Annotated in this window: 21 protein-coding genes and 1 pseudogene; 6 read left to right on the forward strand and 16 right to left on the reverse strand. The window is 61.0% G+C overall.

The features are described from left to right. Positions 1 to 130: 130 nt before the first annotated feature. From ACZXDY_RS03105 to ACZXDY_RS03135, 7 genes and pseudogenes are all read right to left on the reverse strand, one after another. Positions 131 to 1,338: pseudogene (locus tag ACZXDY_RS03105) on the reverse strand (phosphopentomutase). After that, complete coding sequence (locus ACZXDY_RS03110; RefSeq protein ID WP_464344450.1) at positions 1,326 to 2,285, reverse strand: glycoside hydrolase 5 family protein; 960 nt, start codon at positions 2,283 to 2,285, stop codon at positions 1,326 to 1,328. The pseudogene ACZXDY_RS03105 and the gene ACZXDY_RS03110 overlap by 13 nt, the downstream one beginning before the upstream one ends. Beyond that, positions 2,282 to 3,049 carry a TIGR04290 family methyltransferase gene (locus tag ACZXDY_RS03115; protein ID WP_464344451.1) on the reverse strand — a complete coding sequence of 256 codons (768 nt, stop codon included), beginning with the start codon at positions 3,047 to 3,049 and terminating at the stop codon, positions 2,282 to 2,284. The genes ACZXDY_RS03110 and ACZXDY_RS03115 overlap by 4 nt, the downstream gene beginning before the upstream one ends. After that, positions 3,046 to 3,855, reverse strand: coding sequence for a nucleotidyltransferase family protein (locus tag ACZXDY_RS03120; protein ID WP_464344452.1), 810 nt, complete (start codon positions 3,853 to 3,855; stop codon positions 3,046 to 3,048). Before ACZXDY_RS03120 ends, ACZXDY_RS03115 begins: the two co-directional genes overlap by 4 nt. A 1-nt stretch (position 3,856) precedes the next feature. Further along, positions 3,857 to 4,960, reverse strand: a complete 1,104-nt coding sequence (locus ACZXDY_RS03125; protein ID WP_464344453.1) for a CgeB family protein — start codon at positions 4,958 to 4,960, stop codon at positions 3,857 to 3,859. Next, positions 4,957 to 5,553 (reverse strand): histidine phosphatase family protein, encoded by a 597-nt coding sequence (locus ACZXDY_RS03130; protein ID WP_464344454.1) that lies wholly within the window; start codon positions 5,551 to 5,553, stop codon positions 4,957 to 4,959. The genes ACZXDY_RS03125 and ACZXDY_RS03130 overlap by 4 nt, the downstream gene beginning before the upstream one ends. A gap of 4 nt (positions 5,554 to 5,557) precedes the next feature. Continuing rightward, positions 5,558 to 6,652 (reverse strand): inositol-3-phosphate synthase, encoded by a 1,095-nt coding sequence (locus ACZXDY_RS03135; protein ID WP_028161927.1) that lies wholly within the window; start codon positions 6,650 to 6,652, stop codon positions 5,558 to 5,560. Between the two features lie 336 nt (positions 6,653 to 6,988). Between ACZXDY_RS03135 and ACZXDY_RS03140 the strand changes: the two genes are divergently transcribed. Further along, positions 6,989 to 7,297: a hypothetical protein gene (locus ACZXDY_RS03140; RefSeq protein ID WP_464344455.1), complete on the forward strand. Its 309-nt coding sequence runs from the start codon at positions 6,989 to 6,991 to the stop codon at positions 7,295 to 7,297. 77 nt (positions 7,298 to 7,374) lie between these two features. After that, on the forward strand, positions 7,375 to 8,298 hold the full coding sequence (locus tag ACZXDY_RS03145; protein WP_464344456.1) for a hypothetical protein: 924 nt from the start codon (positions 7,375 to 7,377) through the stop codon (positions 8,296 to 8,298). Here ACZXDY_RS03145 and ACZXDY_RS03150 read toward each other — a convergent pair. Further along, complete coding sequence (locus ACZXDY_RS03150) at positions 8,295 to 9,191, reverse strand: Crp/Fnr family transcriptional regulator (protein ID WP_464344457.1); 897 nt, start codon at positions 9,189 to 9,191, stop codon at positions 8,295 to 8,297. The genes ACZXDY_RS03145 and ACZXDY_RS03150 overlap by 4 nt on opposite strands. Before the next feature lie 93 nt (positions 9,192 to 9,284). Continuing rightward, entirely contained in the window at positions 9,285 to 9,506 is a 222-nt protein-coding gene (locus tag ACZXDY_RS03155) for a hypothetical protein (protein WP_464344458.1), read from the reverse strand. Positions 9,507 to 10,332: 826 nt separating this feature from the next. On the opposite strand from ACZXDY_RS03155, the gene ACZXDY_RS03160 reads away from it, so the two are divergent. Both ACZXDY_RS03160 and ACZXDY_RS03165 read left to right on the forward strand, forming a co-directional pair. Further along, positions 10,333 to 10,719 carry an NUDIX hydrolase gene (locus ACZXDY_RS03160; RefSeq protein ID WP_028161930.1) on the forward strand — a complete coding sequence of 129 codons (387 nt, stop codon included), beginning with the start codon at positions 10,333 to 10,335 and terminating at the stop codon, positions 10,717 to 10,719. Positions 10,720 to 11,000: 281 nt separating this feature from the next. Then, on the forward strand, positions 11,001 to 11,729 hold the full coding sequence (locus tag ACZXDY_RS03165; protein ID WP_028161931.1) for a Crp/Fnr family transcriptional regulator: 729 nt from the start codon (positions 11,001 to 11,003) through the stop codon (positions 11,727 to 11,729). On the opposite strand, the gene ACZXDY_RS03170 is transcribed toward ACZXDY_RS03165, so the two are convergent. After that, positions 11,726 to 11,980: a DUF6894 family protein gene (locus tag ACZXDY_RS03170; protein ID WP_051396473.1), complete on the reverse strand. Its 255-nt coding sequence runs from the start codon at positions 11,978 to 11,980 to the stop codon at positions 11,726 to 11,728. The genes ACZXDY_RS03165 and ACZXDY_RS03170 overlap by 4 nt on opposite strands. Positions 11,981 to 12,149: 169 nt before the next feature. Here ACZXDY_RS03170 and ACZXDY_RS03175 point away from each other — a divergent pair, with 169 nt between their 5' ends. Next, on the forward strand, positions 12,150 to 13,067 hold the full coding sequence (locus ACZXDY_RS03175) for a c-type cytochrome (RefSeq protein WP_464344459.1): 918 nt from the start codon (positions 12,150 to 12,152) through the stop codon (positions 13,065 to 13,067). Between the two features lie 12 nt (positions 13,068 to 13,079). Here the strand turns inward: ACZXDY_RS03175 and ACZXDY_RS03180 are convergent, their stop codons facing one another. From ACZXDY_RS03180 to ACZXDY_RS03205, 6 genes are all read right to left on the reverse strand, one after another. After that, positions 13,080 to 13,487, reverse strand: a complete 408-nt coding sequence (locus ACZXDY_RS03180; RefSeq protein WP_464344460.1) for a c-type cytochrome — start codon at positions 13,485 to 13,487, stop codon at positions 13,080 to 13,082. Then, on the reverse strand, positions 13,471 to 14,364 hold the full coding sequence (locus ACZXDY_RS03185; RefSeq protein WP_464344598.1) for a cytochrome c oxidase assembly protein: 894 nt from the start codon (positions 14,362 to 14,364) through the stop codon (positions 13,471 to 13,473). The genes ACZXDY_RS03180 and ACZXDY_RS03185 overlap by 17 nt, the downstream gene beginning before the upstream one ends. Positions 14,365 to 14,692: 328 nt before the next feature. Continuing rightward, positions 14,693 to 15,295, reverse strand: coding sequence for a cytochrome c oxidase subunit 3 (locus ACZXDY_RS03190; RefSeq protein ID WP_464344461.1), 603 nt, complete (start codon positions 15,293 to 15,295; stop codon positions 14,693 to 14,695). Continuing rightward, positions 15,292 to 17,205, reverse strand: a complete 1,914-nt coding sequence (gene ctaD, locus ACZXDY_RS03195; protein WP_464344462.1) for a cytochrome c oxidase subunit I — start codon at positions 17,203 to 17,205, stop codon at positions 15,292 to 15,294. The genes ACZXDY_RS03190 and ctaD overlap by 4 nt, the downstream gene beginning before the upstream one ends. Further along, positions 17,202 to 18,215: a cytochrome c oxidase subunit II gene (gene coxB, locus ACZXDY_RS03200; RefSeq protein WP_028161939.1), complete on the reverse strand. Its 1,014-nt coding sequence runs from the start codon at positions 18,213 to 18,215 to the stop codon at positions 17,202 to 17,204. The genes ctaD and coxB overlap by 4 nt, the downstream gene beginning before the upstream one ends. Next, positions 18,212 to 18,775 (reverse strand): c-type cytochrome, encoded by a 564-nt coding sequence (locus ACZXDY_RS03205; protein ID WP_028161940.1) that lies wholly within the window; start codon positions 18,773 to 18,775, stop codon positions 18,212 to 18,214. The genes coxB and ACZXDY_RS03205 overlap by 4 nt, the downstream gene beginning before the upstream one ends. Positions 18,776 to 18,947: 172 nt before the next feature. On the opposite strand from ACZXDY_RS03205, the gene ACZXDY_RS03210 reads away from it, so the two are divergent. Next, positions 18,948 to 21,257: an FdhF/YdeP family oxidoreductase gene (locus ACZXDY_RS03210; RefSeq protein WP_464344463.1), complete on the forward strand. Its 2,310-nt coding sequence runs from the start codon at positions 18,948 to 18,950 to the stop codon at positions 21,255 to 21,257. Positions 21,258 to 21,267: the final 10 nt, after the last annotated feature.

Here is a 21,267-nt window from a genome sequence, read left to right on the forward strand (position 1 = left end):
CGATCGACCGACGCGCCAGTCACATTTGGAGTCAGAAGCGGTGCAACGAATGTTCGTTCCTCAAAAATGTACAAACAATGTTTTCTCTAACTTCGATCAATAACATGAGTGAAAATCGTGGGCGGATTGCTCAAAACGGAAGGCCATGCCGAAGCGGAGCTAGCCCGAGATGCGCCGCGACCGTTGCGCCGATATCGGAAAAGCCGACGCGCTTGCCGATCGGTGATCTTTGGGTGCTGCTGTGGAGCAGGATAGGCACCTGCTCGCGCGTGTGATCGGTGCCGCTCCAGGTTGGATCGCAGCCATGGTCCGCGGTGATCACGAGCAGGTCGTCGCTCTTCAGCCGCGCCGTCAGCTCGGGCAGCCGGGCATCGAATGCCTCGAGCGCCGCCGCGTAGCCGGCGACATCGCGTCGGTGCCCGTAGACGGTGTCGAAATCGACAAAATTGGCAACAGAAGCCCGCCGTCCGCAAGGCTGTTCAAGCTGTCCAACGTGCAAGAGAACAGCGCGTCGTTGTTGTCGCCGCGTTTATTCCGGCCGGTGCCGCGGTGGGCAAAGATGTCGTCGATCTTGCCGATCGAGACGATATCACGGCCATCTGCTACACAGGCGTCGAGAAGGGTCGGTTCGGGAGGGGGAACCGAGAAATCCCGCCGATGCGGCGTTCGCCTGAAGTCGCCTTTCGACGTGCCGACAAAGGGGCGCGCGATCACGCGGCCGATGTTCAGGGGATCGAGCAGCCGACGCGCAATCGCGCACACCTCGTAGAGCCGCTGGACTCCAAAGGATCCTTCATGGGCTGCGATCTGGAAGACGCTGTCGCCGGAAGTGTAGCAGATCGCTTCGCCGGTCTGCATGTGCTGGACGCCGAGCGAATCGATGATCTCGGTCCCGGAGGCGTGTCGGTTTCCAATGATGCCGGGCAGGGCCGCTTCCTCGCACAGACGTTCGACGAGATCTGAAGGAAAGCAGGGGATGGTCCTTGGAAAATATCCCCAGTCGAACGGCACCGGTACGCCGGCGATCTCCCAGTGGCCGGAGGGCGTGTCCTTGCCCTTAGACAGTTCGCTGGCGCAGCCAAACTGCCGAGGCGAAGCGTCGATGCCATCGAGCCCAGGCGGCACACGGCCGGTCGCAAGACGGCATGCCTCCCCGAGCCCGAGATCGACGAGGTTGGGTATGCGAAGGGGGCCTTCGCGTCGGTCGTTATCGGCGTGACCAAGTGCACAGGCGTGTGCGATATGGCCGACTGTATCGGCTCCTTCGTCTCCGTAAAGGCTCGCATCCGGAGCGGCACCGATCCCGGCGGAGTCCATCACGAGGATCAGGGCACGCATGTCTGCTCTCTTGCTTCGATGAGTGCCGGAGAAGCCATGAGCCCTGTCTTGAGCCCCGTCTTGGCCGCATAGCGCTCGACCATTCCAGCGCAGAAGTCGGCAAATTCGTTTGGGTCAAGTGGCGGGCTGGTATGGTGCGGGGCGATGCCGCGGTGTTGCGGCGTGAAGCAGAAGGTAAGGGTGACGTCAAACTCTGCCAGCGCGTCCATCTGGCAATCGAACCAGTCAGTCGCGTTGGGCCGAAAGCTGTCAGCCCAGGACAGGCCGGTCCGCAGATGCCTGACGCCGAGCCGGCGCATCCAGCGCACCGCGTCATGGAGGCGATGATCGTTGAAGTGAAACCATTGGCATAGTCCCATCGCATGCGAATAGTCGGCGAACAGCTCCAGTCCTGCCTTCGGCGTGCCGTCCTCGCGCAGCAACCCCATGTGGAAATGCCGGTAATAAGAAGAGCCTTCGGCTTCCCTGTGCCGCGTCGTCGCCTCCCAGGTGGAGGGCAGATCGTAGAGGCTGTACCAGTGGATCCGCGGCGCGCGGCCGATCAGTAGTTCCGCGGTGCGCTTGAGCCCCCAGGCTTGCACCTCCTCGGCTCCAAACGAGGAGACGCCGACTTCCGTCACCCACACTGGCAGCGAGACGATTGCCTTGATTTCGGCAAGCTTATTCGGCCATTCGTCGATCTGCCACAGGTTCCAGTCAAGCGGAAAGCCGTGTACGGCGACCGCCTCGAAATGCTCAAGTACGCCGCGCGTCTGCATGTTGCGCATAAAGGAGGGGTCGATCGGCGAAATGCCGCCGAGCACCCGCGGCAGTACCGGATGAACGGCGCGGATCGCCTTACCCGCAGCGACAGCGAGCTCGGCGAACTTCACCCAGTCTGGATCGATCAGGATATCCCAATGCGACTTGTTATTCGGCTCGTTCCAGATCTTCGCCGCTTCAATCATCGGATTGCGCCCTGCGATGGATAGACTGGACCCTCGTCCTGGGGCCGTGTCGCCCTCCGGCAGAAATAGACCTCATCTTCGGGATGGGCTACAATGACGAACCCGGTGCTGCGCAGCATCGCCTCGACGCAAGCGCGGTTCGGCACCCACCAATTGGTTGGATCATCAGCGTAGCTGTTCTCGATGAAGTGCAATTTCGGATACCCCGAACGATCGAACTGGTCCGCTGTCCAGAAATCGTAGTTCTTGTCCACGGGATCGATCCGATTGTCGCCGCGTAGCATCGATTGGAACAGCATAAGATCCTTAGCGACATGCTCATGGATCAGGTCCAGCGCGAGCAGCGGATGGCGAAGGTGATAGAGCACGCCCATGAAAATCACGAGGTCGAATCTCTCCCGGAGCAGGCCGACGTCATAGGCAGATAGTTGGCGAAACTCGATCTTGAGCCCATTTACTTCCGCGGCAAACCGGGCTTGCGCCAGATATTCCTCGTCGGTATCGAGCCCGAGCACGCGATCGGCGCCGCGTCGCTTCATCTCCATGGCATAGAAGCCGGCGTTACAGCCGATATCGAGTACGGTCTTTCCTTCGAGGTTTTCCGGTATGACGCGGGAGAATCGTCGCCATTTCACAGCGGGGTAATCGCCGAGGAAATGCGCCGGCGCCGTGCTGATGCCCTTTAGGTCAAGGTTGTGAAACCACGGGCCAAGCGCGTCGACGCGGCGCCGGATTTCCTCTTGAGAGAGCGTGTCGCTGGTCATAAGACCCCTTCACTGTTCGCGTTTACGTATGATCGAACGGCATCGTTCGGTGAACCGGCCGATAGTTTCGATCGGCCGTCGCCCCCGTCGCCGTTTGCCAGCAATGCCATCGCGGCGCGGTAGCCGTTCACAGTGCCGACATCGACGTAGGACTCTCCCGATCTAACGCCGATGCCGTGCCCGCCGGCATCGAGATAGGCGTTCACCAGTGTCCCAAAATATTCGTCGCGGCAGCTCCGCTGCTTCCAGAGCAGCCGAAGATCGCGAAATCCGGTAGCTGACATCTTGAATGCACCCCAGATCCAGTTCGAAGTCGCGTCGGCTTGCTTGACCTGAATCTGCCGTACGTTGTCGCCGTCGAGCACCACCGCGTCGAAGAATTCGGGACATTCGACCGGGAACAGCAGGAAGGACAGATCGACATCCGGCAGCGTCTTCAGCGCCCCTTTCGGAAACCACACGGTGTCGGGCAGCCCGACCATGACACTGTCATGATGTCCGATGACGGTGCTCGCCCTGAACACCGCGTCGCAAAGTCCCGAAGCTTCCGGCTGCACGACGTAGGCGAGCTGAGCGGTGTCGTAATGGTCGCCGAAATATTCAAGGATGTCGGATTTGCCGGGGGAGATGACGAAGCAGATCTTGTCGGCCCCGCCGAGGATCAGGCGCTCGATCAGATATTCGGAGACGGCGCAGGGGCGGTCGGCGCCGTTGTCGCGCCGGCTCCCGACCGGCAGCAACTCCTTCGAAAACGCCAGTGGCTGAATGCGACTGCCGCGGCCGGCGGCCGGAACGATGCCCCACATCTCAGGTCTCCTCGGCTTCCGTTTGGCGTGCGCCTCGGCGCCCCGTTTGCTCCAGTAGCGCAATGAGTTCGCTGGCGCGTTTCCCGGAGCTATGCTGGTCCAACGCCCGCTCGCGTGCGCGCTTGGCGATGCGCAGGAGTTCCGCGTCGTCCGCCTCGAGCGCGGCAACGGTGTCGCGTTCATCATGCGCTATCAGGATTTCCTCGCCCGGAGCGAAGAATGCCTCGAAACCGTCCCAGCTATCGCTGAGCAGAGGTACGCCACACGCCGCCGCTTCGAACAAGCGGCCTGACGGACACCAGCCCATTTCAGCCATGGCGCGGCGTGTGACGTTGAGCGTCAGCCGAGACGAGGCAAAGAACGGCGCGTGCTCGGACGGCGGCAGGTGCCGAACGAAGTAGATGTTGGGTGACCACGGAAAATTGTCCGGATATTGCGCGCCGCCAATCAGGAATCGAAGGTCCTGCCTTGCGCGTGCCGGTTCGACGAACAGGGTTTCTAGCGCGAGCTGGCGATCTTCCGAATAGGTCCCGAGATAGGAGAGGGCGGCGCGATAATGCGGTTGCGGCGGCACTGGCCGATGCACGTCGGCGTCGACGTGCCCATAGAGCGGCTGTACATTGCGCGCGCCTAGCTTGTGGCGGAACTCCTCCAATACACGGGGTCCGCCTGTGAAGCTCAGGACAAGCTCAAATCTACCGAGATCACCCGGACCGATATAAGGTACCGCCTCTCCCGCCTGCAGCTTGGAGAGCGTGACGGGCGTATCGAGATCATAGAACACTGGAATAGCGTGGCTCTGATCCAGGATCAGCTCGGTCGCCGAGATGGCATCGGGACAATAGGAGGTGACGATCGCCGCATCGGCGCAAAGGATATGGTCACGCGCCTTGGCACGGATATCGTCCCACGCCGAGAACAGCTCCAGGTGCCCGCCCGGCAACTCGAACATGTCTCTTGCGCCGGCATAATAAGGGACGTCGCGCTCGAAGAACACGATCGTGTGGCCGGATCGCACAAGATGCTTGCAAAGGCCACGCCACAGCGTGGCATGGCCATTGCCCCAGGACGATGAGATCGTCAGGCCGAAAATCACGATCTTCACGCCGGCACCCGTTGATTGATTTGCGCGATGCGGATTCCCGCCTTGTCGACGACCAGGGTGCTGACGCTGGCAGGATCGACCTCGATCGCGAGAAAGTTATCGAGCGGAGTTCCCGAATAATGCAGGAGTGCGGCGCGGATCGGTTCGGCGTGGCTGACGATGACAACCGTGCCGTCGGTCCGGTCGCGACCGAGCTGTTCCACATGCTCGACGACCCGCTGCTGCATGATATGCATGCTTTCGCCGTTTGGCGGACAGCTTGCACCTCGTTTCTCATTCCACCGCGCCCAGCCCGGATCGTTTTTGAGTGACGCGAATGGTTGACCGGTCCAGTCGCCACAGTCGATCTCGTCGACCGCCGGTACGATCTCGACCGGCAGGCAGAAACGCCAGGCTAGAATAGCCGCTGATTGTCGCGCGCGCGGCTGCGGGCTCGCCTGAACCGCGGAAGGGGCGTGCCGGATCAGCTCGGCGCAGCACGCCATCTGCCGACAGCCGAAGTCATCGAGCTCAACGCCGGCCATCCGGCCACAAAGCACTTGCCCGAGCAGCGCATGATGACCGTGGCGAACAAGGTGAATGGTCTGCACCATTGGCTCACGCCTTGTCATCGATGAAAGTACGCGTCTGGCGGCGTGCTTCCTCGTCGGTGAACTGGCAGGGGGGAGATTTCATGAAATAGCTCGACGGTCCGGTCAGTGCCCCCGAGAGGCCGCGGTCCATTGCGAGCTTGACGCAGCGGACGGCGTCGATCACCACTCCAGCGGAGTTGGGCGAATCCCAGACTTCAAGCTTGACCTCGGCGGTCAACGGAACACCGCCAAAAGTCGTGCCTTCCAGACGGATAAAGGCGAGCTTGCGATCCGTGAGCCACGGAACATGATCGCTTGGCCCCACATGCACATTGTCGGCATCCATTGGCACCTCGAACTGGCTGGTGACCGCCTGTGTCTTCGAGATCTTCTTCGAGGTCAGGCGTTCTCGCTCGAGCATGTTCTTGAAATCAGTATTGCCGCCGACGTTGAGCTGATAGGTGCGATCCAGCCGCACGCCGCGGTCCCGGAATAGGTTGGCCAACACGCGATGCAGGATTGTGGCGCCCACCTGGCTTTTGATGTCGTCACCAATGATCGGCAGACCCGCTTCCTCGAAGCGGCGCTGCCAGATGCTGTCGGACGCGATGAAGACGGGAATGCAGTTGACGAAACCGCAGCCGGCATTGATAGCGCGCTCCGCGTACCACTCGCTCGCCGCTTGCGAGCCGACCGGCAGATAGGAGACCAGAACATCCGTGCGCGATCTCGCGAGAACGTCGGCGACATCGGCCACAGGCGTGTCGGCGATCGGAATATCATCTTCCAGGTAGCGGCCGACGCCGTCGAGCACGGGACCGCGCTGCACGATAACGCCGGTTCTTGCAACATCCGAAAAGCGGTGGGTGTTGTTTGGCATTGCCAGGATGGCGTCTGACACATCGCGTCCGACTTTGTTAGCGTTGACATCGAAGGCTGAAGAAATCTCGATATCGCTGACGTGATAGCCGCCGACATCTGCGTTCATCAGTCCGGGGACCGGCTCGTTCGACTTGGCATGCCGGTAGTAGTTCAGACCCTGGACGAAGGAACTTGCGCAATTTCCAACTCCCACGAGACCGACGCGAACGCGCCGCCTGTCTTGAAGACGTGAATGCATGGATCGCGATCCTCCGGGGAGCAAGCCGCTACGTGGCGCGGACGTAAGCAGGTCGGCGAACGTGTGAAAGGTATGTTCGTTCCTGCCGCAAAGCTGTCGGTGCGACACGAGCACGGTTTCGGTCAAACAAAATCGAGAAAGCTTAACCCAGATTAGGATCGCGCAGGAACGAAGCGTATCCTGGATGAAGATGAAGAAGATGATCCTGAGACATCGTCCGCGATGAGCCGCAGTCGCGTACTCGGAAGAACCAATCCGCGATCGGAGAGTTCATGGCGAACAGCCTGATGCGGAAGCCGGCCCTGTCCGCCGGGTTCGACAAATGAGGAGCTGCCAATGACTACAAGCCATACCAGGACGGCGGAAGGAAAAGCGCGTACGACCACAGATCACGAGGTGATCCGTGACTGGGCGGAAGAGCGAGGTGGCCATCCGGCGACGGTCAAGGCGACCGAAGAGGACGGGCACGCCGGCATCTTGCGTATCGATTTCGCCCCTAAGGATGAGGGGCTCGACGAGATCAGCTGGGACGAGTTCTTCCGCAAGTTCGACGAGTCCGAACTGGCGTTCCTGTACCAGGACGAGACCAGCGACGGCAAGCCGAGCCGGTTTCATAAATTCGTGCGGCGCTCCTCCGCCGGATGAGTTCTGCATCCGCAGCGTCAATTGATGCGGCCGGTTCATTGCCCGCGGACATGGCGCAAGGCAGCTGGATCGAGGCGATGCGAGCGGCCGATTTCAAACGTGCCTGGGCGATCAACGATCGCGACTTGGCGCGCTTCTGCCAGATCTGGCCCGAGAAGCATACCGGGCCGCGCCATCTGCAACGGATCTGGCGCGGCGAGCAGCTGTGCGGCAAGCGGGTGCTGGTTCGCTGCTACCACGGTCTCGGCGATACCATCCAGTTCGTTCGCTTCATGCCGGCGCTTCGCGCCGTTGCGCGTGAAGTGACGCTCTGGTGCCAGCCCGAGCTGCTGACACTGTTGGAGCGCATGGACGGCGTCGACCGCGCCATGCCGCTCAATGATGGAACACCCGATGCCGAGTTCGACGTCGACATCGAGATCATGGAAGTGCCCCATGCCATCAGGGCTGAATATGACTCGATCGCGATGCGGAGGCCCTATCTGACGTCGGATGGCCGTGATAGCCGAGCGATATCCCGGACCGGCGACCGACTGGCGGTTGGCTTGGTCTGGGAAGTTGGCGAGTGGGACAAGCGGCGTGCGATCCCAGCCACCTTGCTACAGCGTCTCAATGGGAACGGCGTGAACCTCTATTCGCTGCAGCAAGGTCCGGCGGCCGCGCAGGCCGCGGGCATCAGTGCAGTGGACATCAGTACACCGGATATCGGCATGCTTGGCCGAACGATCGAGCAATTGGACCTGGTCGTCTGCGTCGACACCATGATTGCTCACCTCGCGGGGGCGCTTGGCTGCGACGCCTGGGTGCTGCTGCACCGCGATTGCGACTGGCGATGGCCTGCCTTCGGCAAAAAGACGTTCTGGTATCCGAGCCTTCGGTTGTTTCACCAGTCGGCTCCCGGAGAATGGTCCGGCGTCATCGAAGAGGTCGGGCTCGCGCTCGCCGATCTGGCAAGCGCGAAGGAACGAAACCGGCCGTACTTGGCCAATCCCCGAGCTTAGGTCATTAACGTGTCGGTCCCGATGCGGTCCATGGCAACGGTCGGTGCCGACTGCTGCTCGATGCTGTCGTAGTCGCGTAGCCGTAGATAATCCGGATCGAAGCTGGCCAGACGAACAAGGCCGTTCCAGTCAGTGACCGTGATCGTCTTGGAATGCCATTGCAGGAGATTGCTTCGGCGCAGTTCTTGAACGATCCGGTTGGCATGAACGGCGGAAATGCCGCAGGCTGTGGCCAGATCCGATTGCGTGAAGGGCGAAGGAATTCGGAAGTCTTTTGCCAGACCGACCGCGCGGAGGCGGATTGTGATCTCGCAAAGCAGGTGCGCGACCCGCGTCAGTGCGTCACGGCTGCCCAGATTGACGATCCAGTTCCGCAAACAAGAGGCATCAGTGACCAGCAGACGCAGCAGCGCCTGCGACAGCGACGATGATAGCGCAGATATCTCTCGAAAATACCTGTGAGACACGGATGCGACAACGGCCGGGCCAAGCGTGAGCAGCTCGCGATCGACCCGGCCGTCATAGATGGTGTGAAGGTCGGGTACGTCACCGGGCACGTAGATCGACGTGATCTGGCCATCGGGGCTCTCGAGATCCCGCCAGCAAAGATAGCCTTGCAGAAGCAGATGGCAGTGGCCGGGCTGATAGTCCCTGTGGACCAGATGATGGCGGGGGCCAAGATGGCTAATGCTGCTCGGCATTCTCGCCAGCAAGTCGAGATCATCGGGTGACAGTTCGACAATGCTCGCAAGGCGGTCGACTAATTTCGAAAATGAAAATCCGGTTTGCATATGACTACCGCGTTCCGCACCGGCTCGTGGCTGACTGGATAACCTGTGATGCCCGAAGGTGAACAACGAGTCCGTTGCAAAGCGACTCGTGATGAAGATCAAAGTTCCTATTTTCCATCGGGACCAACGACATCGGACGCGCCGCGCCCCTTCGCTGATCAGCCCAGGTGGCACATTTTCGCGCCTAAGGGGTATTTACATAGTTGAATGTACCTTGCCGCCCTGGCGAATGGTTTCGCTATAGGCGGGGTCAAGCGCAGGCGCAATCGCGCAAAACAGACTATTTGCGCCGAACTGCCGAATGGCGGCGACCACACCAGCCGGAAATATATCGCCGAGCAGCTTATCCAGGCTGCGCGCGGCGGCAAGACGACGCTCGGAGCGCCAACGTACGTGAGGCGTCGCGCTCTCGTTCACCTCAGGAGTAAGCTCAAATCAGCCTAGTCAGCCCGTTGCCGCTGGGGAGGGCACCCGCCACCGGCTCCGGATAGTCTCCGGATCTGTGCCGTTGTCACTTGACCGGATTTTGCTCCGCAGAACGACGCTTGTTGATCTCAGTCGTGATCGTCGTCTTTGATCATGCTGGCCTCGAAGCCCTCCGGCATCTCAGGCCTGCTAGCGTCATCGCTCGAATTGCAAGCCGGGCAGGGCGCACCAGGGCCGCCGCAGTTGCACGCCAGTCGACCGAGCCACGGCTTCATCGGATGGTTCTCGCAAATCCAGTGGCAATTGCAGCAACGAGCGCACCATCTCATATCGGAGATCCTCTCGCAGCCTCTTGAAGAAGCAATGGCGCAAAGGGGACGCAACAAACTTCCGGCTGCGATTGACTCAAACTCGTCCGGATCGAGTAGTTCCGCGGCGTTGAGTGTGGGCCTAAAGGAACTATCGAGCCTAACTTATGTGGTGGTGGCCTCCGCCGCGCGGCGGGGGCTTTTTTCTTCAGCAAAAGCTGTGGAATGCGGCTCGATCGCGGGATCGATGTTTCATCACCCAACAAATGATAATGCGTGGCTTAGCGGAGCAGGCCAGGTTGCTCGGTCTGGTCTTATCCAAGGCTAGGCACACGAGAGCGCCGTGTTGGGGCCCCAGCTCCTGAGCTGGGGCCTTTCGCGCCCGATTGTCGAGGCTGTCGATGCCGTCGCTCGCAAAGTCTCGCGCTCTCGTCTTTGCTTGTTCCCTCCAGGGTAGCGTTCCCGCTAGAATTGATTGACGGTTCGCAGCAGGAGCGGGATAGCTGGGAATGGCGAAGTCATCCAAACTTGTTGCGACCAGGCGCGGCCGCGTTCTCCTGGTCAGGCGTCGGTCCGATGGTTTGTGGATGTTTCCCGGTGGGCGTAAGCGGCCGCGCGAAACCGAAAGAGGATGCCTGCGCCGGGAGATCAAGGAGGAGCTTCCGGGTCTCAAAGTCGGCAGATTGCGGCTCTGGAAAGAACTGAAGGCCAAGAACAAGCGGTCTGGCCGGAGGATGAGCGACGCAATCTTTATTGCCAAGAACGCGAAAGGCAAGCTGACGATCGGCGACAAGAAGGAAATCGATCGAGTGGCGTGGCTCAAGCCGGGAGCCGCCCGCTTGACGCCGACCTCGCGCTATGTTCGCGACATACTTTTTCCGAAGTGGATTGAATAGACGGGCGAGTTGGTCAATCCCATGGCATCTTTGGACCGATACCTGCGGCCAAATCCTTCCCGGCCCCCATTCGGAACCTTCGGATTCCAACTCATGTTAAGATTGATGCAGTTCCCCGGAGCTCGCGATTGAAAGAACGATGATAAGTTAAAGACTCGCTTTCATAACCAGCGTTAGTCGGAGATCGGCCGGGACCGCCGCCGCGGCAGCTGCGCTCAGGCACCGCCCAGAGACAGGTTTAGCGTGCACCTGGTTTGACATCCTTTTCGCTGGACAGATTGATGATGGCACCAGTAGCGACCGCGCTCCTCACGAAGTTGACAACCTCCAACGTGTTGGATGGGGAGGACATCCAGGCGATTCAGAGATTGCCGATTCGCTTCCGGGAGCTTGATGCTCGTCAGATCATCGTCGCCGATGGCGAGCGTCCGGCAGAATGCTGCCTGCTCGCTGAAGGTTTTACATTTCGCTCGAAAACGACTTTCGACGGGCTACGGCAGATCCTGTCATTGCATGTTCCCGGTGAGATTCCCGATCTCCAGAGCCTCCACCTCAAGGTCATGGACCATGATCTCGTAACGCTCACGCCTTGTGAGCTCGGCTTCATTCCGCATGATGCTTTGAGGCAATTGAACCGAGAGCGCCCGAACGTGGCGTCGGCGCTTTGGCGGGAAACATTGATCGACGCGGCAATCTTCCGGGAATGGATCGTCAACGTCGGGCGCAGATCGGCGACTGCCAGAATGGCGCACTTCTTTATTGAGCTTTTCCGGCGCCTCGAGGCTGTAGGCCGGACCCGAGACGGAGGATTTGAGCTTCCGATTACGCAGGTAGAGCTGGCCGATTGCCTCGGCATCTCGACCGTGCATGTCAACCGGGTGCTTCAGGATCTGCGGAAAGAGGGGCTTCTCACTGTCAACCGGGCCAATTTCCATCTCCTAGAACGGAAGAAATTGGAGCAGCTCGCTGGGTTCGACCCAACCTATCTGCATCAACACCCCGATCTTTAACTTGGATCAAGATCAGTCCTGCGCGCGGATACATGGATTTGAAAGATCGACCTGTCTTCGCGCTTGACTTCAACGGACCAGACGTTCGCGCCATCGAGATCCAAATTCACCTCGATATCCCGCACGGTCCTCAGCGCTTCTTGCCAAGCGGCATTGTCGTCCGGCAGCTCTTCGCCTGATGTGTCTTTGAATGGATGACCATTCGAAATATGAAAGAAGTAGTGCGGCATGACGAGAGCGTGAACGCGCATATGGACCTGCCGTTCCCTTTCTACCGGTGAGGCGTACAGGTCCAGGCCAATTTACCCCTACAACGGGCTATCGCTTCGGTGCCGCCATAGTGGCAGATCGAGACGCCAGGGAACGGCGAGGAAATCGGGCGCGTTAGTGCAGCCGGGAAGACAATCATGTAAGGGTTAGATGCGCGCGCGCATATGGTTTAGCGCAGGAATTGCGACCGTAGTGGTTCTCGCTGTTGGCGCCTGGTTGATCACCGCGCCACAGCCTTTCGCTTCCGCGGACCTTGCCCGTTTTCAGGAGAAAACTGGGGATGCCGTCCGCGGTAAGGTGATTTTTGCTGCGGGCGATTGCGCCTCGTGCCACGCATCCCCGGGTCAGGCTGATCGACTGCACCTGGGCGGAGGACTTGCTCTCGCCTCGCCCTATGGGACGTTTCGTGCGCCCAACATTTCAATGGATCCGGTGGACGGCATCGGCAATTGGCAAACGAAGGACTTGGCTGACGCGCTGCTCAACGGCGTTTCCCCGGGCGGAACGCACTATTATCCAGTATTTCCCTATGCCAGCTTTACGCATATGCACCCGCAAGATGTCGCGGACCTGATGGCGTATCTGCGGACGTTGCCGGCGGTCAAAGGGCGGCCGCCTCCGCACGAGCTGGTCTCGCTGTTTAGCGTTCGCCGCTTCATCGGATTCTGGAAAATTCTTTATTTCAGGCCTGGTCCGCTCGCGCCTGATCCTGCTCGCGACGAGAAATGGAATCGGGGCCGATATCTCGTGGAAGCACTCGCACATTGTGCCGAGTGCCACTCTTCGCGCGACATGTTCGGCGGCATCAAGGCAAAGACACGCTATGCCGGCGGTCAGGATCCGGAGGGGGCGGGTTATTACCCGAACGTCACGCCAAAAGGCCTCGACCAGTGGCCGGAACAGGATCTGATCGAGATGCTCCGAACCGGGAAAACGCCTGGCCATGGCCGCGTCGGGTCGTCGATGGCCGATGTCGTCACCAACACAGCGATGTTGCCCGAGGACGATCGCGAGGCGATCGCGTTCTACATCAAATCGCTGCCGACACGGCCGACGCCGATCCCATGACTCTTCCTCATGTTACCGGGCGTAGAGATAGGCGGCGACATCGCGCGCCTCAGCCTCGGTGATTCCGGTGGCCGGCATCGCCGTGCGCGGCGAAAAGGCCTGCGGCGCCACGATCCACCGAACCAGGTTGTCGGGCGAGTTCGCCGCGACGCCGGCAATGTAAACACGGCCACGCAGACCTGCGAGCGGCGTGCCGACCTGGCCGTCGGCGCCGGCAACACCCGGGATCGTGTGGCATCCCGTGCAGCCGTAACGGCGCATGATTTCCGGCGCGTGCGAAGGATCGCCACCGGTCATCGCACGGGCAACCCTCTCCGTCTGATGTTGGGAGTTCCACGCAAGCTGAGCCGCGGTAGCTGCAGCGACGCAGATTGCTGTTAGTACGAGTACCCACACGCGAGGTCTAGGGAGCGACGACATCGGCTTGTCCTGCAGTCTTTCCCGCTCCCTTGATCCAGATCGCGATCAGCGCCAGCGCGGCGCCAGCATAGATCGTACCTGCCGGCACCCACATGATAATCCCGGCGAGTTGCTGATCCTCCAGCGGCGTCAGGCCCCAAGCCGCGGATGCGGCCGTCTGCTGCTGATAGAGCACCCGCGGTGCCAGCGCCATCAGCGCGCCGAGCAAGCTAGTGTGCAGCATGGTGACGAACACGTGCCAGGCCGCCGCGCCTGTCTCGCTGCGGCGAAATACTGACCACCAGAACAACACCGCCGTCACAAAGAAGTTGAAATGCTGTAGTCGATGCAGCAGCAGGTTGTCGACCGCGGCGTCGAACAGCACCGGCGCATGCCATGCCCAGATCGCAACGCCATGCAGCAAGGTGGCGTTGCGTCCAGCGCTCAGCCAGTTCCATGTCGTACGGGTGACTGGATGCCGCATCAGGCGACCCATATTCAGACGTGTCCGTCGCGGCAGCGACCACAACAATGTCCCGACCGGCCGGGCGATGGCAATCAGCGGTGCCGCCACGGCCATGATGATCTCGTGCTCCACCATGTGAAACGTGAAAAGACGTTCGCCGAGCCAGTGCAGCGGAGAAACCAGGGCGGCAGCAAGGGAAAGCCAGCCGACGAGGCAGGCGATATCGCGCCAGTTCCGGGCGCCGCCGTTCCATCCTCGCCGCTGCGAGAGCGTAAGCGCACCAATGGCGTACATTCCGCCGAATGTGAGAAGAGGGACAATGATCCAACAGTCGAAGGTCCAGCTCGCGCCGTCGAGAGACTGCCCGACGCCATGGGCATCCGCCGGGGTTGCCAACAGCAATATGAGCAGGGAAGAGACTATCTTTCGCATCCGGTCAGCACCGTCGAAGCGATGCCCTGCATAAGCAGGGCAAAAGTGAAGACAAGCGCGGCAAGGCTGCTGAGCACGCCGACGAAGGAAGCCGTCTCGCCGGATGCCGCAGTCTCCGCAGATGCCGGCCTCGCTGATCGCCATGAGGCAAGCCCCGCAAGGGCAGCGATCATGGAACCTATGAACGAGGCAATGGCGGATGCATGCAGTTGCGAGCGGCAGTCAGCATAGGGCAGGATTTGTCCGAGTTGCATGTTCACGGCCCAGACGAGCGGCGCGAGCCAGAGGCCGGCCCAGAGCAGAAGATGGGATGCAATCCTTGACGTGCTCATAGCCGCGGGATCCAGTAGATGCAGCCGTAGATCGGAAGCCAGGTGGCGACGACAAAGTTCCAATACATCGCGTTGTCCTGGACGTCGCCGAACCGCCTTGCATTGTTGCCGTGGCGGGTGAACATCAACGCGGCGAGCACTAGCGTATCGACGAGATCGGTCATGATGTGGGTCGTATGCAGGCCCAGCAGCGTCCAGACGATCGAGCCATAAGCGTTGGCGTCCCAGCTAATCCCGAGTGCGGGAAATTCGAAGATACGCACGATCAGCGGCGCAACGCCGAAGAGCGACATCACAACCATTCCGATCCTGATCTTGCGGAGGTCCTGTTGCTCCGCCCAGCGTGACATCAAGACGTTCGGGACGAGGCTTGCCAGCAGGATCAGCGTCACCAGCGTGCCCGGCAGCAGGTCGGGCTTCGGCGCATCGATCGGCCAGATCGCAGCCAGGCTCATGAGATAGAGATAGACCGCGAGGACGAGCGCAAAGCCGGTGCCCTCGATCAGCATGAAGGCGAGCGTGCCCCACCAAGTGACACTGGCGGTGCCCATGCCGTGCAGGGGGAGCTTTGAGAGATCGAGTGCAACTCTCTCCTTCATGACTCGTCCTCCGGCGTGCCCTTCGGCCAGAACCAGCCGATGAGGGTGATCGCGATCGGGATCGAACCCCAGACCACCGCCCAAGAGGAGAAGATCGACCAGATCAGCATCACCGTCGTTGCGATCGCCGCCCACAATGGCCAGATCGAATTCCGCGGCGAAGCCTCACGCGCCTGCGGCTCGGCGGTGACCAGCGAGGTGACGACCAGTTCGCGCCGATCGGTGCGCAAGCCGCTCGCGACGGCAAGGATGTCGCTGCGATCCCAGAGCGGATGGGAGCTGCTCACGGCCGGTATGCGCGCAAAATTGTAGCTCGGCGGGGGCGAAGCCGTCGCCCATTCCAGCGTCGGCGCGTCCCACGGATTGTCGCGAGCTGCCGCCCCGGAGCGGGCGCTGCCAATGGCATTGAGAAAGAAAAGCAGGAAACCGGCGACCAGGATGATTGCGCTCAGGCTGGCAAACAGGTTCATGCCATGCCATGGCATGTCCGGCTGGTAGGTATAGATCCGGCGCGGCATGCCCTGCAGGCCAAGGATATGCATGGGAAAGAACGTGAGGTTGAATCCGATGAAGATCAGCCAGAACGACCATTTCCCGAGTGTCTCGCTCATCATCCGTCCCATGATCTTGGGAAACCAATAGTGGACGGCGCCGAGCAGCGGGAAGACGGCGCCGCCGATCAGCACATAATGGAAATGCGCCACGACGAAATAAGTGTCGTGGACCTGGGTGTCGAAGGGCACGGAGGCCACCATCACGCCGGTCAGTCCGCCGATGACGAAGGTCACGATGAATCCGATGATGAACAGCAACGGCGTCGCGAACAGGGGCTTGCCATCCCACAATGTCCCGAGCCAGCAAAAGATCTGGATGCCGGCCGGGATCGCGATGGCCATGCTGGAAGCTGTGAAGAAGCTGTTGCCCAGCCTCGGCAATCCAGCGACGAACATGTGGTGTACCCATAGCCCGAACGACAGGATGCCGGTTGCGATCAGGGCCATCACCAACGCGAGATAACCGAATGCCGGACGACGGGCGAACGGCTCGATCATCGTGGAGACCATGCCGGCCGCCGGCAGGAAGATGATGTAAACCTCGGGGTGGCCGAAGAACCAGAACAGATGCTGCCACAACAGCACGTCACCGCCTTCCGCGGGATTGTAGAAGTGCGTGCCGACGAGCCGGTCGAGAATCAGGCTGGTGCTCGCGACCATGATCGCCGGCATCGCCATGATGACAAGGAACGCGGTTACCAGCATTGCCCAGACGAACACGGGAATGCGGTCGAGCGTCATGCCCGGCGCGCGCTGCTTGAAGATCGTCACGACGAGCTCGACGGCCACGGCAAGCGCCGAGAGCTCGGTGAACGTGATCATCTGTGCCCAGATATCGGCACGCTTGCCGGCGCCGTATTGCGGGCCGGAGAGTGGCACATAGGCGAACCAGCCGACGTCGGGAGCCATGTCGAGCGCAAAGGAGAGCCAGAGCAGCGCACCTCCGGCGAGATAGATCCAGTAGGAGAACGCATTCAGCCGAGGAAAGGCGATGTTGCGCGTGCCGACCATCAGCGGCACCAGATACACCGCCATCGCTTCCATCACAGGCACAGCAAACAGGAACATCATGTTCGCACCGTGCATCGTGAAGATCTGGTTATAGCGGTCCGGCCCGATCAAGCGCGCTTCCGGCTGTGCGAGCTGGATGCGCATCAGCGCGGCGAGAATGCCGCCAAGTGCGAGAAACACGAAGGCCGTCAGGATGTAGCGTCGGCCGATGATCTTGTGGTCGACCGTTCCAAGCGCACCCCACAATCCGCGAGGCGTCTTCCAGGTTTCCGCGAGCTTGGCCTTCAGCTGGCTTCGCTCGAGATCGGTGTCGCGCGTATCCGGTCCGGTTATGTTCGCCTTCATTTCAGGCTCGCCAGATAGGCCGACACCGCGCGCAGCTCCTCGGGCGTGAGCGGAACCGTGGGCATATTATTGCCTGGCTTGATTGTTTGCGGGTCGGCGATCCACGCCGCGAGCGATCCGCGTGTTGTCTCGAACAGGCCGGCAGCGATGTATTTGCGGCCGCCGATATGGGTCAGGTCGGGACCGGTCGTGCCCGATGCCGTCGTGCCGCGAACCGTGTGGCAAGCCGCACATGGCTTCGCGAGAAACGCGTGCTGGCCTGCGGCGAGCTCTTCTTCGGATGGCTGGATGGCCGGCTGCCGCTGTGCGCTTGTCCACCTGTCGAATTCAGCCTCGCTTTCCGCAATGACCAGGAACGCCATGTGCGCATGCTGCATTCCGCAGAATTCCGCGCATTGCCCGCGATAGGTGCCAGGGTTTTCGGCACGAATGAGCAGCTCGTTGGCGCGGCCCGGGACAAGGTCCTGCTTGCCGGCTAGGCTAGGCACCCAGAAGGAGTGGATGACGTCGAGCCCCTCGAGCCGGAGACGTACGTTGCGACCGACGGGAATGTGAATCTCATTGGCGGTTTCGAACCGTTCCTCCGGGCTCGTGCCAAAATATTCGACGCTCCACCACCACTGCAGGCCGCGCACCTTGATCGTCAACTCGTCGTTGGCGGTAACGCCCAGCGCGCGCGTCGCAAAGAAACTCATGACGGTGAATCCGCTGATGACGACGGTCGTGGCCGCGACCGCGGCGACGATGGTGATTGTCATGCGCCGTTGCGTCGAAGGCTGCGGTGCGATCGGCAACGGACGTTCCCGGCGATTGCGCGACAAGGCGATGATCAGCGCGATCATCACCAGCATCCAGACCACGGAGCACACCGCTACGATCAAGATGATCAATTGCTTCAGGCTCATCGCTGGTGCGCCATGCGCATCCAGCGCCGACTGCCAGCCGCTGCAGCCGGCCAGCAGGAGCGCAGGTGTAACGACGCATACAAGCCTGGTCGCGTGTCGTATCACGGCGTCGGCCCTTGATCCGGATGGAGCGGCGTCGGTCCCGGGTCGAACAGGATTTTCGCCGGCGCGCGGTTTTCCGCAGGCCGCGTATGCTTCTCGTCGTTGCGGCTCGGGGCGGCAGTCTTGCCGGCATAAGAGCCGATCGTCTGCACGTAGCCCGCGAGCTGCCAGATCTGATCGGTGGTCATCTTGTCGCGATAGGCCGGCATGCCGTGTGGCCGGCCATCGCGGATCGAGGCAAAGATCGAGACCATCTCGGGGCCGTAGTACCACCAGCCGTCGAGGAAGCCGGGGCCGATGCCGCCTTCGCCATTGCGGTGGCAGGCCTTGCAGCCGAACCATGAATAAAGCCGCTTGCCCTGGCTGAGATTGTAGGCATTGGCCTCGTAAGGTTTCTCCAGCGCAAAATACACATTAGGTGGCGCACCGCTGATGCCGTTCGGCATCAGCGCTACTTTGTCGAGCGCCTCCGCGACCGGTGGATCGAGCCGGAGTTGTCGTTCCTCCCGTTGACATCCGGCCACAGCTATCGCGATGCCGATCAGGAGCGTGGCCATCCGCATGGTTCAATCTGCTGAGAATACAGGAAACCTCGGACTCGTAATCGATGTCGTGGAGCAAAGTTCCTGTAAACGACGCCGGGAAATGCCAAGGGAGTGAAGAGGTTAGGAACGAACCTCGCCGATGGAGCTTGAATGGAAAATTCGCGAGACAAGCTTCTGCCAAGGAACAGCCATGTCCACCAAACGCAAACTAAGCGCAGACCTCGAAGTCGAGCCGTATGAGCACCCATCTGGCGGATGGGGGTCGGTACGATCCCTTGCTCGGAGTCTCGCGCGCGATCACGTGCCGTTCACGGGCCCGCGCGTTCTGCTCCGCCAGAACAAACCAGACGGCTTCATGTGTGTCAGTTGTGCCTGGGCGAAGCCGGCCGATCCGCGCGTGTTCGAGTTCTGCGAGAACGGCGCCAAGGCGACCACGTGGGAGATCACGCACAAACGCGTGACACCGGAATTCTTCGCCGACAAGCCGCTCGCCGAGCTCGAGGCCTGGGACGATCACCACCTCGAGGCTGCCGGCCGCTTGACCCACCCGATGCGCTGGGATGCTGCGCGCGACAAATATGTGCCGGTCGGCTGGGAGGAGGCGTTCCGCGAGATTGGCCGCGAACTGAAGGCGCTGCAGCCCGATAGCGTGGTGTTCTACACCTCCGGCCGAGCCTCACTGGAGGCGTCCTTCATGTACGGGCTGTTCGCACGTGCCTACGGCACCAACAACCTGCCCGATAGTTCCAACATGTGTCACGAGACGACGTCGGTGGCATTGCCGGAGAGCATTGGTGTACCGGTCGGCACCTGTACGCTTGACGACTTCAGCAAGACCGACTGCATTTTCTTCTTCGGACAGAATGTCGGCACCTCCAGCCCGCGGATGCTGCACGAGCTGCAGGAGGCTTCGCGTCGTGGCGTGCCGATCGTGACGTTCAATCCGCTGCGAGAACGGGGTCTGGAGGAGTTCGTCAATCCTCAGGCGCCCGGCGAAATGCTGATGGGATCGTCAACCCGCATCACCTCGCAATATCATCAAGTCAAGACCGGCGGCGACACCGCGGCAATCGTCGGCATTGCCAAGGTGCTGCTGGCGCTTGACGAGAAGGCCGGCCCTTCCGATCCGGTCATTGATTGGAATTTCATCCGCGAGCATACGCATGGCTGGGATGAATTCGCCGCCGCCGTGAAGAATTGCGAGTGGGTAGAGATCGAGCGCCGCTCTGGCTTGACACGCAATGCACTGGAAGCTGCCGCCACAGTCTATGCGCATGCCAAATCAGTGATGTTCATCTACGGCATGGGCCTGACCCAGCACGAACGGGGCGTCGAAACCGTCCAGACCATGGTCAACCTCGCGCTGATGCGCGGCAATATCGGACGTCCTGGCGCCGGCATCTGCCCAGTACGCGGGCATTCCAACGTCCAAGGGCAGCGCACCGTCGGGATCACCGAGAAGCCGGACATGGTGCCGAAGGACAAGATCAGGGAATTGTTCGGCATCAATGTGCCTGCGCAGAAAGGTACGACGACAGTCGAAGCTTGCGAGAAGATCATCGACGGTTCTGTGCGCGCTGTGGTGCTGCTCGGCGGCAACCTGGTTCGTTCCGTTCCCGACCACCGACGGGTCGAGCCTGCCTGGCGCAGGCTGCGCCTGACGGTGAACATCCTGACCAAGCTCAACCGCACGGCGCTCGTGCATGGCGAGATATCCTACATCCTGCCATGCCTTGGCCGCATCGAGATCGACGAGCAGGAGAGTGGGCGGCAGGCGGTCTCAATGGAGGATTCCACCGGCTGCATGCACGGTTCCTGGGGGCAGGTGAAACCGGCAAGCCCCGACTTGTTCTCCGAGCCGAGGATCATCGCCGAATTGGCGAAGGCCGCGGCGCCCACCCGCTCGACCATTCCATGGGATGCATGGGTGGCGGACTATAGCCGGGTTCGCGAGGCAATCGCGGCGACCTATCCCGACATCTTCCACGATTTCAACACGCGGCTTTGGAAGCCTGGCGGTTTTCATCGCCCACTCGGCGCCCGCGAGCGCCGATGGAACACGAAGACCGGCAAGGCGAACTTCATCACGCCGGATTCGCTTGCAACCGATATCGATACTCGGCCCGTGGATCGCGACATCGTCCAGCTCATCACGCTGCGCAGCAACGGCCAGTTCAACACCACCATCTATAACTACGACGACCGCTTCCGCGGTATCCACGGATCGCGCTATGTCGTGCTGATGCATCCCAACGACATCGATCGCTTTGCGTTGAAGGAGGGAAGCGTTGTCACGCTCGCCACGGCCGCGAACGACGGCGTCAAGCGGGAGGTCGGCGGGCTTCGGGTTGTCGCCTACAACATCCCGGAAGGGTGTATTGCGGGCTACTATCCCGAATGCAATCCGCTATTGCCGCTTTGGCATCACGAGAAGAAGGCCAAGACGCCGGCGGCGAAGTCGATTCCGGTGCGGGTCAGGGCCGATGTGCGTGCGGCGTGAGGAGGGTGAT

The sequence above is a fragment of the Bradyrhizobium sp. LeoB3 genome (assembly GCF_055456055.1).

Coding starts and splice junctions, on each gene's coding strand:
- ACZXDY_RS03110 (WP_464344450.1), bottom strand. CDS start 2,285: ATGATTGAAGCGGCGAAGATCTGGAACGAGCCGAATAACAAGTCGCAT.
- ACZXDY_RS03115 (WP_464344451.1), bottom strand. CDS start 3,049: ATGACCAGCGACACGCTCTCTCAAGAGGAAATCCGGCGCCGCGTCGAC.
- ACZXDY_RS03120 (WP_464344452.1), bottom strand. CDS start 3,855: ATGTGGGGCATCGTTCCGGCCGCCGGCCGCGGCAGTCGCATTCAGCCA.
- ACZXDY_RS03130 (WP_464344454.1), bottom strand. CDS start 5,553: ATGGTGCAGACCATTCACCTTGTTCGCCACGGTCATCATGCGCTGCTC.
- ACZXDY_RS03135 (WP_028161927.1), bottom strand. CDS start 6,652: ATGCATTCACGTCTTCAAGACAGGCGGCGCGTTCGCGTCGGTCTCGTG.
- ACZXDY_RS03140 (WP_464344455.1), top strand. CDS start 6,989: ATGACTACAAGCCATACCAGGACGGCGGAAGGAAAAGCGCGTACGACC.
- ACZXDY_RS03145 (WP_464344456.1), top strand. CDS start 7,375: ATGCGAGCGGCCGATTTCAAACGTGCCTGGGCGATCAACGATCGCGAC.
- ACZXDY_RS03160 (WP_028161930.1), top strand. CDS start 10,333: ATGGCGAAGTCATCCAAACTTGTTGCGACCAGGCGCGGCCGCGTTCTC.
- ACZXDY_RS03165 (WP_028161931.1), top strand. CDS start 11,001: ATGATGGCACCAGTAGCGACCGCGCTCCTCACGAAGTTGACAACCTCC.
- ACZXDY_RS03170 (WP_051396473.1), bottom strand. CDS start 11,980: ATGCGCGTTCACGCTCTCGTCATGCCGCACTACTTCTTTCATATTTCG.
- ACZXDY_RS03175 (WP_464344459.1), top strand. CDS start 12,150: ATGCGCGCGCGCATATGGTTTAGCGCAGGAATTGCGACCGTAGTGGTT.
- ACZXDY_RS03180 (WP_464344460.1), bottom strand. CDS start 13,487: ATGTCGTCGCTCCCTAGACCTCGCGTGTGGGTACTCGTACTAACAGCA.
- ACZXDY_RS03185 (WP_464344598.1), bottom strand. CDS start 14,364: ATGCGAAAGATAGTCTCTTCCCTGCTCATATTGCTGTTGGCAACCCCG.
- ACZXDY_RS03190 (WP_464344461.1), bottom strand. CDS start 15,295: ATGAAGGAGAGAGTTGCACTCGATCTCTCAAAGCTCCCCCTGCACGGC.
- ctaD (WP_464344462.1), bottom strand. CDS start 17,205: ATGAAGGCGAACATAACCGGACCGGATACGCGCGACACCGATCTCGAG.
- ACZXDY_RS03205 (WP_028161940.1), bottom strand. CDS start 18,775: ATGCGGATGGCCACGCTCCTGATCGGCATCGCGATAGCTGTGGCCGGA.
- ACZXDY_RS03210 (WP_464344463.1), top strand. CDS start 18,948: ATGTCCACCAAACGCAAACTAAGCGCAGACCTCGAAGTCGAGCCGTAT.